The sequence below is a fragment of the Massilia pinisoli genome (assembly GCF_024753285.1).
Classification (GTDB): domain Bacteria; phylum Pseudomonadota; class Gammaproteobacteria; order Burkholderiales; family Burkholderiaceae_D; genus Telluria; species Telluria pinisoli.
Genome location: NZ_JANUGW010000010.1, coordinates 149,798 through 162,880 on the forward strand (window position 1 = coordinate 149,798; position 13,083 = coordinate 162,880).

General features: G+C 63.7%; 9 protein-coding genes. 5 read left to right on the plus strand and 4 right to left on the minus strand.

What is annotated here, in order from left to right:
- Positions 1–7 precede the first annotated feature (7 nt).
- On the minus strand, positions 8–1,558 hold the full coding sequence (gene cuyB / locus NX784_RS15550; protein WP_258817590.1) for a cysteate racemase: 1,551 nt from the start codon (positions 1,556–1,558) through the stop codon (positions 8–10).
- Positions 1,559–1,606: 48 nt separating this feature from the next.
- On the opposite strand from cuyB, the gene NX784_RS15555 reads away from it, so the two are divergent.
- Together NX784_RS15555 and NX784_RS15560 are read left to right on the plus strand one after the other, a co-directional pair.
- Entirely contained in the window at positions 1,607–2,500 is an 894-nt protein-coding gene (locus tag NX784_RS15555) for a LysR family transcriptional regulator (protein WP_258817591.1), read from the plus strand.
- The gene (locus NX784_RS15560) at positions 2,479–3,162 is read left to right on the plus strand and encodes a YceI family protein (RefSeq protein WP_258817592.1); all 684 of its coding nucleotides are present in this window, start codon (positions 2,479–2,481) and stop codon (positions 3,160–3,162) included. The genes NX784_RS15555 and NX784_RS15560 overlap by 22 nt, the downstream gene beginning before the upstream one ends.
- A 43-nt stretch (positions 3,163–3,205) precedes the next feature.
- Here the strand turns inward: NX784_RS15560 and NX784_RS15565 are convergent, their stop codons facing one another.
- From NX784_RS15565 to NX784_RS15575, 3 genes are read right to left on the minus strand one after another with little or no spacing between them, the layout of a single operon-like run.
- Complete coding sequence (locus tag NX784_RS15565) at positions 3,206–3,544, minus strand: hypothetical protein (protein WP_258817593.1); 339 nt, start codon at positions 3,542–3,544, stop codon at positions 3,206–3,208.
- Positions 3,545–3,592: 48 nt separating this feature from the next.
- A complete protein-coding gene (locus tag NX784_RS15570) occupies positions 3,593–6,793 on the minus strand; it encodes a TonB-dependent receptor (protein WP_258817594.1) in 3,201 nt (1,066 codons plus the stop codon).
- Positions 6,794–6,853: 60 nt separating this feature from the next.
- On the minus strand, positions 6,854–8,182 hold the full coding sequence (locus tag NX784_RS15575) for a hypothetical protein (RefSeq protein WP_258817595.1): 1,329 nt from the start codon (positions 8,180–8,182) through the stop codon (positions 6,854–6,856).
- Positions 8,183–8,719: 537 nt separating this feature from the next.
- Between NX784_RS15575 and NX784_RS15580 the strand changes: the two genes are divergently transcribed.
- The 3 genes from NX784_RS15580 to NX784_RS15590 all read left to right on the plus strand — a co-directional run bounded on the left by NX784_RS15580 (position 8,720) and on the right by NX784_RS15590 (position 13,081).
- Positions 8,720–10,414: a PAS domain-containing sensor histidine kinase gene (locus NX784_RS15580; protein ID WP_258817596.1), complete on the plus strand. Its 1,695-nt coding sequence runs from the start codon at positions 8,720–8,722 to the stop codon at positions 10,412–10,414.
- 118 nt (positions 10,415–10,532) lie between these two features.
- Positions 10,533–11,747, plus strand: coding sequence for a cytochrome-c peroxidase (locus NX784_RS15585; protein WP_258817597.1), 1,215 nt, complete (start codon positions 10,533–10,535; stop codon positions 11,745–11,747).
- Between the two features lie 20 nt (positions 11,748–11,767).
- Positions 11,768–13,081, plus strand: a complete 1,314-nt coding sequence (locus NX784_RS15590) for a putative porin (protein WP_258817598.1) — start codon at positions 11,768–11,770, stop codon at positions 13,079–13,081.
- Positions 13,082–13,083: the final 2 nt, after the last annotated feature.

Consider the following 13,083-nt stretch of genomic DNA (forward strand, 5'->3'; position numbering starts at 1 on the left):
GAGATAGTCAATTCACGCGCGCCAGGTTTGCTGGCCGGTCCGTTGCGCGCGCGTTTGTGAAGCCGGCAAGCGCGACACAACGTCGCGCCAGGATCGCGGTGGGATCGAGAAGGACAACCGTTCTCCCTGCAACGTCGAACGCCGCGTGTTCCGGCAGCACCAACGGAAGTTCGGTGCACCCGAGGATCACGACGCTGGCGCCGCGCCGCACGAGATGCTCCAGCGCCATCAAGAGCGACTGTTTGCAGCGGCCTTCCGTGTAGCCTGCCTTGACGCCCTGGCTGCCGTAAATCGCATCCATGACCTCTGCCTGGTGCGCGTCGTCCGGCACGATGACGTTGAACGGACTGCCGCGCGCCGCGTCGTGGTAGACCCGGCTGGCGATGGTCCCGGACGTCGCCAGCAAGCCGACGGTGTCATGTCCCTGGCAATACGTGGCGATGTGCCGCACGGTCTCCGTCAGCATGTTGACGATGGGTGTCGCCAGATTGGGCTGGATCCGTTCGACGTAGGCATGCGCCGTATTGCACGGCATCGCCACGGCGCTGGCGCCGTTGGCTTCCAGCCGCTTGCACGCCGAATACAGCGCAAGCGTCGGGTCCGTGCCGTTGGCGACCAGGTTGGCCGTGCGGTCCGGTATCTGCGGATTGTGGTCGACGATGAGCCGGATATGGTCCTGGTCACGTTCCGCCGCGGTATGTCGAACGATCTTCTGCATGAAATCGACCGTTGCCGCCGGGCCGATGCCGCCGACGATGCCGAGCTTGAACGTGCGGGCATGGTGCGGTGCCGGATGGGTCAACGCAAAGTCGACATACACCTGGTGGGTGTCCACGATGGGCAGCCCGCGCTGTGCCAACAGGTGGGCGACCGCCGCGACTTCGCTCGTCCCCGGGACGATGACCTCGGCGCCTTGCCGCAACAGTTCTTCGCAGGCGCGCTGCAGTTTGTCGATGGCGCCATGCGTATGTCCTGCCATCAGGCCTCGTTCGCCGTAGACCGCGGACGCAACGACCTGTTCGTGCGTGTCGTGCGACACGTACGCCAGGGTCTGGCCAGGGAAATAGCGCTCGAACAGGCGATGTTCGCGGACATAGCGGGTGCACAGGATGCCGAGATGACGGGGACGTCCGATCTCGTCGATATGGCGTGCCAGCGCGTCCATCACGTTCACGATCGGCACTTCCACCTCGGCTTGAAGTGCGTCGATGCAGGTATGGCTCATGAAGCAGGGCAGCAGCACGCCATCGGCGCGGGCCAGCGCGCCCAGCGTGTCGTAGAGATAGAGTTCGCGCCCGCCCAGGTCGGCGGGCTCGGTGTGGTGGCCGTCAGGCCGCTGGTAGCCGTGTTGTTCCAGCGTCAGGCGATAGCGATCGGTCTCGCCGCGCATTGACAGGGCCTTGACCAGTTTGCTGTAGAGATCAGCACCGGCAAGGCGGCCGAGCCCACCGACGACGGCCAGGTGGCGTGAATGAAAATCAGGTGTCATGCCACGACGATACCGAACTGCCCGGCGACGATTATGCAATTCGGCGATGGCCCTATGCCTGCCACGCATACTTGCGTACCTACACGAGCCTATAATTCCATGAACCCCGGGGGATCCATGGATATCAAATGGCTGGAAGACTTTCTGAGCCTCGTACAAACGCGCAATTTTTCCAGATCGGCGCAGGACCGTCACGTCACGCAGTCAGCCTTGAGCCGGCGCATTCAAGCGCTGGAGGCCTGGGTCGGCGCCGACCTGGTCGACCGCAGCACGTATCCACTCGCCCTGACACCCGCCGGCAAACTCTTCAGCGCTTCGGCAACGGAAGCCATGCGACTGCTGAACGACACGCGCGCGATGTTGCGCGTGAAGGAGACCGGTGACGACGTGTTGCGCGTCTCGGCAGGCCATGCGCTTTCCCTGAATTTTTTCCCGAACTGGTTGAATTCCATACAGGCCTGGTACGGACCGTTGCGCGCTCGCATCCTGCCCGCGAACGTTCACGATGCCGTGCTTGCCCTGGTCGAGGGCAACTGCGACCTGCTGTTGTGTTATCACCATGCGGAGCTGCCGGTCGAGCTCGATCCGAAACGCTTCGAGTATCGGGTCGTGGGCGTCGAGACCCTCATGCCCGTGTCGATCGCAAACCGGGCGGGCTCCGCCGCATTTGCCCTGCCGGGCAGTAAAACGGCACCTCTGCCCTACCTTGCCTTTACCGCAACGTCGTACTTCGGCCGGGCGGTGCGCAATATCCAGTCCCGTGTCGACCAGCCGGCCTGCCTGCAGACTTGCCAGGAAAGCGATCTGGCGGAGTTATTGAAAACGATGGCGCTTGCCGGCCAGGGACTCGCATGGCTCCCCGACAGCTGCATCGCGGCCGAACTGGCGGAAGGCAGGCTCGTACGCGCGGGCGGCGACTTGTGGACGATGCGCCTCGAGATACGCCTGTTCCGCGCCATCGACCATCGCAAGCCCGTGCTGGACAAATTGTGGGACAACCTCGGGCGATGAAGCGCATCGTCCCCCTGTTGTTGTTGCTGGCCTCCTGCGGACAGCCGCCCGTGCCGCCGGCGCCCGGTCCCGCAACCGAATTCGCTTCCCGCCTCGCTTCCTATCGCGCGGTCGCGGCGTCGGGCGCGGCCGTCTACGCGGTCGACCCGGGCGCCTCGCTCATCACCGTCACGGTGCGCCGCGCGGGGCTGGTGGCGCGGCTCGGGCATGAGCACGTGGTGGCGAGCCACACGCTGGCGGGCTATGCCGCGCCCGGCCTGGGGCGCGCCGACCTGGCGTTCCGTCTCGACGAGCTGACCGTCGACGAGCCGCACCTGTTGCGTGACGCGGGCATCGCGACGCAACCGTCGCCGGAGGCAGTGGCGGGCACGCGCAGCAACATGCTCGGCCCTGTGCTCGACGCGCAGCGTTATCCGGTGGTGAACCTGCACGTGGAACGGCCGGGCGACGGCGGGCTGCACGTCGCCGTCACGCTGCACGGCGTCACGCGCCGCCTGGATCTGCCGGCCGCGGTGCAGGTCGACGCGGCAACGATCGTTGCGGACGGTACGGCACGTTTGAAGCAGACGGATTTCGGCATCACGCCGTTCTCGGTCGGCGCAGGGCTGCTGGCGGTGGGGGATGAGTTGGAGGTGCGCTACCGCATCGTCGCGCGGCGCTGAGAGCCGCCCGGCCATCCGTAGCGGCATTGCAGAGAAAAAGCGTTCAGTGCTTGCCCGACAATTTAGCTGTCGCTTCGTTGTAGTGGGCTTCCATCTCGACCAGCATGCTGCGGGCCTGGACAAGCTGGGTTTGCAGGCGCGTGCGCTCCAGCTCTCGTTGCATATCGGAGAGTTCGGCGATCTCTTGCGGTGCCCAGGTCCATTCTCCGGCTTTACCAGTCGCCTTGCTGCGCGTACACACGCGTCCGTTCAAGACGGCACCCTCCGAAAATTTCTGGTCCTGATAAAAGCAATAGCCACTCCCGTCATGCGCCCAGACATTGCTCGAGGGGACGGCGAAACTGGCCGCCAATGCGGCGGCCATGATGAGCATCGATTTCATTGCATCCTTTAAAAAAAACGGCCCCGGAGTCCGGGGCCGCGTGTGGCATTAGAACGTGTAGGTCATCTGCATGCGATAGCTGCGGCCCGGATCGAACCAGGAGCTGCCCATGTTGCCGGGCGCCTGCTGGGTCGTCTGACGCGTCACGGTACGCGTCAGGTTCGAGGCGTTGAGGCTGCCCGAGAAGTGGTCGCTGAAGCGGAAAGTGACACCCGCATCCCACTGGCCCACGGCTTCCTGCCAGATCGGCGGCGCAAAGCCCACGTCAGCCGGCTCGACCTTGACGTCCGGCTTTGCCGGATCCGGGGCGTACAAGCGTGCCGGATCGGAGCTGGTGCCGTTGGTGCTGTTGCCGGCATAGATACCCGTCGCCAGCAGCGTGCGGTCACGCCAGCTGTAAGCCAGGCGCATCGACACCGGACCCTGGTCGTACATGAACGCCAGGTTGAATGCGCGCTTCGACATGTACGGCACCGGCAGATCCTTGTACGGCATGCCGTTGGTGTCGCAACCGAACAGCAGCAAGGTACCCGTCAGTTTGCCGGACGGGCAGTAATCGCCTTTGAACGGGTGATACAGTTTCTGCTTGCCGTCGATGTAGGTGAAGTTCGACGACACGCCGAATCCCTTCACCCAGGCAGGCAGGTCGGTCAGGCCAGGCAGGTGATCGAGGTACGTCATCCCGGCGAGTTCGACGCCTTTGACGTTGGCCTCGGCCACGTTGGCCGGTCCGGTGATGTCGAACTCCATCGGATTGCCGGCAAGATCCTTATACGTCCGCGTATAAGTTTCTTTCATGATGATGTCCTTGACCTTCTTGTAGAACACCGCGCCGGTCAGCGATTGACCAGGGTTCGGATACCATTCCAGCGACACGTCGAAGTTGTTCGACTTGAGCGGCTTCAGCTTCACGTTGCCGTCGTTTTCGCCGGTGTAGGTGATCGTCTTGATCTGCTTCGGATCGTTGGGGTCGTTCACCACGTTCTGATGCAGGTTGATGTACTCCTGCATCTGATCGAAGCCAGGACGGGAAATGCCGCGGGACACCGCAAAGCGCGCCTGCAGCTTGTCCGTCAGGCTCATCTTGAGGTTCAGGCTGGGGATCACGTCGATATGGCTGGCCTTCAGATCGAGCGGGTCGTTGACCTCGCCAAAGCGCGGAATGGCCGGATTGGTGGTCACGCTATAACTTGGCTTGAATACCGTGTAGCCATGGGCCGTCGTGCTGGTCCGGACCACGCGTACGCCCACGTTGCCGTCCACCGGATACTTCCAGTCGTCGAAGCCGAAGCGTAAGGTGCCGTGCAGGGCCTGGGTTCCTTCGCTGTGCCGGCTGACGTGCTGCGGGTCGTTGTCGTAGTGATCCGGCGTCCAGTCATTGCCGATCGTCGAGCAATCGTTGCTCGTGCCCTTGATCGCATTGGCATCGATGCAGTTATATTTCAGCGCGGTCAACAGATTCCGGTATGCGTTCGGCTTGTCGTGGACCAGCGCGTCAGTGGGCGCGATGAACGTCGGCGGCGCCACCATCCTGCCGTTGAAGAAGTCGGGGAACGCGTAGGGTTCGACGGTGCCCAGGGCCGCGTACCGCGGATCGCTCATATAGCCGTAGTTACTGCGCTGCCAGCCCAGATCGGAGACCTGCGGCAACTGCCCCGCCACTTTGGTGGGCTGCACGCCCCACCCTTCGGAGTAGGATTTCCAACCCGTGCCGGCATTCTTGTCTTTACGCGTAGAACGTTCCGTGATGCGTACGCCAAAACGGAAATCGCGCAGCACCGGATGATCGAACGTGTATTTGCCGTCCAGTTTCCATGCGTACAGATCTGCCTTGGCCTTGTTGATATCAGGCTGAGAAATATTCCAGAAGTAGTTGCGCGGATCGGCCAGGAAAGCACGGGCCTTGTCGTCGAACGTGAACGACGGCCGCGAGCCGGTCTCGTCCACAGTCATGCTCGGCACGAAGGTGCCGAGGTTGATCATGCCGTAATCGCCGGAGTTGGTGGAATGAACCCATTGCAGATCGTTCTGGAACGTCCAGCTCTCGCTGACGCGCCACTTGAAGTTCCAGGCCAGCTCGCGCGTGCGGCCATGGATTTCGCTGTAGTTCCGCGTGATGTTCGTGCCGATGCCGCCGTCCACGAACTCGTTCGCGCCCTGGCCGCCGATCGGGTGGCTCATCGTGCCCGATTGGAAAACGCCGTTGCTGTCGAACTTGGCGTTGTTAAGCTGGAGCGTGTAGGGGCTTTCGGAATCGCCGTAATTGGAGCCGGCGGTGATGCCGATCTGGGCTTGCGAGTTGATTTGATGGAACGAGGAATCGAAGTACGTCAGCGACGATTCCATGGTGCTGTTTTTCCACTGCAACGCACCGTAGATGCCCGTACGCTTGTCGTCACCCGTGGTCGTGCCGTAGTTGACGCCCGCTGGGATCCACGCCGTCTTGCCAGCGATGAGATCGCTCCGTGGGTAATAGACGGTTTGGCCGATCTGGTCGAAGCGGTTCTTGTTTCTGTTGACAGACAAATCGATCAACGCGCCGAATTCGCCCATGGACGTTTTCCAGCGATTGGAATACAAGCCGGAGAAGCCCGGCGATTTGGTCTTGCCCAGTTCGGCATAATTGCCCGTGGCGGTCAGTGCGCCATACTGGCCCTTGGAATCGAACGGCAGGCGCGTGCGCAGGTCGACCTGGCCGCTGATACCGCCTTCGACCAGCTCGGCCGACGGGTTCTTGTACACGTCGACGCCCGCCATCAGCTCCGGCGGCACGTCGCCCCAGCTCAGTTCACGGCCAGGCCAGCCGGCCGAGAAGCTTTCACGTCCGTTCAGCGTGGAGGAACCCCAGGACAGGCCGCGCACCTGGATGCCCGAGCCTTCGACGTTGAATTCCAGGCCGGTCGCGGCCAGGCTTGCGCCCTGGCGCGAGCGGTTACGGTCCATCGTAACGCCCACGACACGTTGCAGCACTTCGGTGATCGACTTGTCCGGCAGCTTGCCGGCTTCGTCCGCCACGACCGAGTCAACGATCAGGTCGGAATTTCGCTTGATGGCAGCCGCCGTCTCCAATTGCCGGCGCTGGCCGGTCACCACGACGGTGGTCGTGCCGTCCTTCGCGACCTGGTCCGACGTCGTCGTATCCGTCTGCGCATGTGCATTGCCGCACAACAGCGCGAACTGCGCCGCCGCCAACGCCAGCGCGTTCATTTTGATCGTTTTCCTCACGATCTTCGTCTCTACTCTTGTCATTATCGATGTCCTCTTGTGTATGCCTTGGTTGCCACCGCGCCGGGCGGTGGCATTACGTCGTCATTGGAAGGTGATGGGGCCGGTGAGCGTGCCTTGGGTCGTGTAGGTCGCGGTCGTCCCCGCATCCGGCACGGTGGAGTTCACGGTGGATGCGCCGAAATGGATCTTGGAGATCGGGTAGTCCTGCAACTCGTTCCACATGTCAAGTCCCGTCAAACCGCACGATTCGCTGATCGTGAAGTCGTTCTTCAGATTGAGGCTGTAAGCCGTGGACGCCGCGGCGGTCGGCGTGAACGGTGCCTGCAACGTCACGTTGCAGTCCTTGAATTTAGGATTGCCCTTATCATCAACGCCGTCCGGCAGCGTCACGTGGTGGCCGAGGATCAGTTGGGCGAACATCTTGTGGTCGCTCGTGGCGAACCACCCCGGGTTTTGCGCCAGATTGAACTTCATCGCTGCCTGGGCGTCGATACGGACGCCTGCCGGCGTGTCGGCACCCACGGCCAACGCGCTCAGTCCGCCAGCCAATATGTCCAGGTTCCAATAACCACCGAACGAGCCGCCGGTGTTCGGTTGTTTCCGAGTCAGGATGAAACCGAACGTCAGGCTGCTGCCGTCGGCGGCAGCCGTCGCCGCACAATGGCCCGTTGAGCCCGTCCCACCATCCGAGCCTTCGCACCACCAGCCGGCGTCGGCGGAACCTGCGCTGTTGGCGATGACGGCGCCGCCTTCGGTGGTAGTCGACGCGTCTTTGTAGCCGCTCAGGAACGTCAGTGCGGGCGACGTTGCATTGCCGATCGGAATGTTCTTGACGACCGTGGTTGTCGCGTAAATGTCGTCGCCTGCCTGCGTGGCAGTAACGGCGCAAATGCCGTCGGCAACCTTGGTCATCGTGGTGCCGCTCACCGTGCACACGGTCGGCGTCGTCGTGCTGAACGTCATCGGATGATTCGGGATGTTCGAGCTTGCGGCCAGCGTAACCGGCGTCGAATCCAGCGGCTGCGCGCCCGGATTGCGGAAGATGATCATTTGCGGCTGTTTCGGAATGACGAACAGTTGTCGTTGCGAAGCCGGGGCATAGCCATTGCCGCCCGCCTGGTTGGCTCTGACCGAGCACTCGCCCGCTTTCAGGAACGACACGACATCGCCGCTGACGGAGCAGATATCCGGCGTGTCCGACGAGTAAGTGATGGGAAGGTTGGACGACGCTACCGCCGACATCTTCTTGGTCGCAACGGCGGGCGGCACGGCCACCGGCTGTCCGCCCGGGAAGTCGAACGCAATCGTCTGTGTGACTCCGCCGTCGCTCGAACCGCCGCCGCCGCCGCCACCGCAACCGCTCAGCAGCGCGATGCAGCCAAGCGCAATCGCCGAAACTTGGAATTTCATCGCTTGTCTCCTCATGGTAGTGTTCCTTTCTGTTGTATTAACTCGTTGCTCATTGCGCCTGCGCCGTGCCGGAACACGTTGCAATGTCCGCCGCGCCATGCGGGAACGTTTGCGTCAGAGCGGTTCAAACGGGGTGGTTATCGACTGGTTGCGGAACGGCTGATACCCGTGTGCAATCCTGGCGTCCAGGCAGCACGGAAACCCCAGCCGTGTTCCTTATCAAACTCTACGCGTTATGGTTTTTTATATATAACGGACATTCGGACGCTTTATGATGACACTTGGGCGATCGCGAGGGCAATTACAATAATTTTTAATAGCGGAAATGAAATTTACCAGCCGAGTCCAACTTCTTGTTACCGCTCAATGTACATCGACAATAGTGCCTCTGGTAAATACGTGTTTCCCCGCATACCGCATGTTGCGGAGCCGCAACGGGCGCTGGGCCCGACGGTTGGCAGCTTGGTGTGGCAAATTTGCGCATCGTTCCGAATTCTGTTGTAAGTACGGACCGAAACCTGCAAGAATCGATTTGCCATGACGAAATTAAAGTTCTCCGAAGGTAAATCCGACGGGCCGGCGCTCGATGCGCTTGCCCAGGGATTACGCCGCCTTGCCGCCGGCGCCAGCGTCGACGCCGTGCAACATGACACCGTGGCCGTCGCGGTCTCGCTGTGCAGTGCCGGTCGCGGTGATTGGGTCGCCGCCGACACCAGTGTTGCTTCGACGGCGCTCGGGGAGATCGTCGCGCACGTGCGGCGCACGGGCGAGGCCGTCTGCGCCGGCGGCGTGGCTTGTTTCGCCGTCGGCAAGGCCGCCGTCGTGGTGCTGGAGCAGGTGCCGGACGGCGTGCCTTCCGCGCTGCTCGACGTCCTCGCCACGTCGGCATCGACCGCGCTGGCGAACGCCCAGCTGCGCGCCGACCTGCGGCAGGCACGCGACAAGCACGACACGTCGGCCGCGGAATGGGCGTTCGAACAGAACGTGCTGCGCACGCTCGTCGATCACATCCCCTTCCGCGTCTACGCCAAGGACCGCGGCAGCCGATTCCTGTTCGGTAACAACCGGATGGCCCGCCTGGCCGGGGTCGACACGCCTGCGCAATTGATCGGCAAGACCGACTACGCATTCTTCCCGCCCGAGCTGGCGGCCAAGTATTTTGCCGACGAAAAGCAGGTGATGGATTCCGGCGAGTCGCTGCTCGACTATGAGGAACTGGTGGAAGACCAGGACACGGGCGAGCTGGGCTGGACCGTGACGACGAAGGTCCTGCTGCGCGACGTGGACGGCGCCGTGAACGGCATCGTCGGCATCGGCTACGACGTCACCCAGCGCAAGCAGATGGAGGCGCGCCTGCTGGAGCGTACCCAGGCGCTGGAAGTCGCCAACGCGAAGCTGGAGGCGGAGAAGGCGCACCAGCAGGTCCTGATCCGCAAGCTGAGCGACATGCAGGGCCAGCTGCTGCAATCGGAGAAGATGGCGTCGATCGGCCTCTTGGCGGCCGGCGTCGCGCACGAGATCAACAATCCGCTGGCGTTCATCAGCGCCAACTTCGGCGCGCTGGAACGGGACGCCCGGGACATCCTGCGCCTGGTGAGCGCGTTCGAAGGCGTCGAGACGCTGCTGCCGGGCGACGCGCGCGCCCCGGTCGCGTTCATGAAGCAGGACATCGGGCTGGACGATATCCGCCAGGACCTCGACGCGCTGTTCAGCGAATCGCACGAAGGCCTGCAGCGCGTGAAGCACATCGTGCAGAACCTGCGCGATTTCTCGCGGGCGGGCGGCACGACGAAGGAGTTGGCCAATCTCGAGCAGGGGCTGGACAGTACGCTGAACGTGGCGTGGAATGAAATCAAGTACAAGGCTGACGTCGTCAAGGAATACGCCGGCGTGCCCGATCTGCTGTGCCTGCCGTCGCAGATCAACCAGGTCTTCCTGAACCTGCTCATCAACGCGGCCCATGCGATCGAGGGCCGGGGCAAGATCGTCGCGCGCACGGGCTACGACGAGCACGCGGTCTGGGTCGAGATCGAGGACAACGGCAGCGGCATCGCGCCCGAACACCTCGACCACATCTTCGAACCGTTCTTCACCACGAAGCCCGTCGGCAAGGGCACGGGCCTCGGCCTGTCGATCGTGTACGGCATCGTGCAAAGCCACCAGGGCACCATCGACGTACGGAGCGTCGTGGGCAGCGGCACTGTGTTCAAGGTCACCTTGCCCCGCAACTGATCGTTGCAAACTGGATACAGAACTCGACGGATCGGGCCGTAAACCCGGTCCGTCCGTTGTCAAGCATATACGCATAAATTAGAATGGTTCTCATTTAGATTTCCATTATCATTTGCGTATGTCCCACCCATCTTCCCGCCGCGCCGCCTCGTTGCTGAGCCTTTTGATCGCGGTTGCCGTCACGGCGTGCGGCGGCGGCGGCGACGGCGGTCCCGCGCCGGCCACGTCCACGGATGCGGTGGAGACGTCGTTCAGCCCCAGCGCCGCGCTGGGCGCGAAGATCTACGGCGACGTGTCGCTGTCCGCATCCGGCCGCCAGTCGTGCGCGACGTGCCACAGCCCCGACAACGCGCACGGCCCGACGAACGATTTCGCCGTCCAGTTGGGCGGCCCGAACGGCGACGTGCCGGGCTTCCGCGCGTCGCCGACCTTGCGCTACATGCAGCGCACGCCCGCATTCCACTTCGAGGCGGACGGCACGCCCGTCGGCGGTTTCGACCGCGACGGCCGCGCGCGCACGCTGGAAGAGCAGGCCGAGCGTCCGTTCCTCGCGCCGCACGAGATGGCGAACGCCACCAAGGCCGACGTCGTCGCGCGCCTGAAGCAGGCCGCGTACGCGGCGCAATTCCGCGCCACGTTCGGCGACAACATCTTCGACAACGTCGACCAGGCGTTCAACCGCGCCCAGTTCGCGCTGCAGCAATTCGAGAACGAAGACCCGCGCTTCCACCCGTTCGATTCGAAATACGATGCGTTCCTGGCCGGGAAGGCCAAGCTGTCGGATGCGGAGTTGCGCGGCCTCGCGCTGTTCAACGATCCGAACAAGGGCAATTGCGCGGCCTGCCACACGAGCGCGCGCGGCGCCGACGGCAGCGCCCCGCTGTTCACCGACTTCAGCTACGACAACCTTGGCGTGCCGCGCAACGCGCGCATCCCCGCCACGCTGGATGCGGCCTACTTCGACCTGGGCCTGTGCGGCCCGGACCGTACCGATCTCGCGGCGCGCACGGACCTGTGCGGCGCGTTCAAGGTGCCGACCCTGCGCAACGTAGCCACGCGCAAGGTCTTCTTCCACAACGGCGCGTTCACGAACCTGACGGACGTCGTCCGCTTCTACGTGACGCGCGACACGAACCCGGAGCGCTGGTATCCCCTGAACGCCGACGGGACCGTGGACAAGTTCAACGACCTGCCGCCGGCCATGCGCAAGAACGTGAACACGACGGAAGTCCCGTACAACCGCCAGCCGGGCATGGCGCCCGCGCTGGACGAGGCGGAGATCGCCGACCTCGTCCAGTTCCTCGGCACGCTCACCGACGGCTATCGCCCCTGATTCCACCTTTAGGACAATCCATGAAACAACGCATCCTCAGCGCGGCCCTGGCCGCCGCATTTTTCTCCGCCCCGGCGGCCGCCCTGGCCCAGGACACCGACCTGGCGAAACGTGTCGAGCAGCTCGCGGCCGAACTGGAAAAAGTGAAGGCGGAACTCGCGGCGCAGCGCGGGCAAGCGGCCGCCGCGCCGGCCCAGCCCGTGCAACCGGCCCAGCCCGTGCAGCCTGCCGTGACGGCACCGGCCGCCGCTGCGACCGCCGCACCGGCCTCGGCCCTCGCGTCCGACACCGTGTTCTCCGGCTACGGCGAAGTGAACTACAACCACCCCGTGCGCAATGCGAGCGGCGCGCAGACCGACTTGCGCCGCGCCGTGATCGGCATCCAGCACCGCTTCGACGAGAAGACGAAAGTGGTCGCCGAATTCGAGTGGGAACACGCGATCGCGTCGGCGTCGGACAGCGGCGAGTCGGCCATCGAGCAGATGTACGTCGAGCGTGAATTCAACAACGGCCTGCGCGGCAAGGCCGGCCTGTTCCTGATGCCGGTGGGCCTGTTGAACCAGAACCACGAGCCGACCGCCTACTACGGCGTCGAGCGCAACTTCGTCGAGACGGCGATCATCCCGACGACGTGGCGCGAAGCGGGTATCGGCCTGTCCGGCGAATTCGGCGACGGCTTCACGTGGGACACGGGCCTCACGACCGGTTTCGATCTCACCAAGTGGGACCCGGCATCGAGCGAAGGCCGCGAATCGCCGCTGGGCGCCATCCACCAGGAAGGCCAGCTGGCCAAGTCGCGCAACCTGGCCGTGCACGGTGCGCTGAACTGGCGCGGCGTGCCGGGCCTGCTCGTGGGCGGTTCCGTGTTCACGGGCGAAGCGGGCCATAAGACACAAGACTTCGCCGGCAACGACGCGCGCGTGACGATGACCGAACTGCACACCCGCTACACGCCGGGCGCGTGGGACCTGTCCGCGCTGTATGCCTACGGCCGCATCTCGAACACGGAAGCGCTGAACGCGACGTTCGTCGGCAACCCGACGCCCGTTCCGAGCAGCTTCGCAGGGTGGTACCTGCAGGCCGCGTATAAACTGTGGCAGAACGCCGACTATGCTCTGACCCCGTTCGCACGCTTCGAAAGCTTCAACACGGCCCGCACGTACGCGCAGGTGCCGGCGGGCCTCGGTGTGCCGACGACGCCGTACGAGCGCGTCGGGACCGTGGGCGCCAACCTGATGATTGGCCAGGGCGTCGTCCTGAAGGCTGATTACCAGAAATTCCGCGAAGACAAGACGCTCGACCGCGTGAACCTGGGCGTCGGCTTCGCTTATTGATC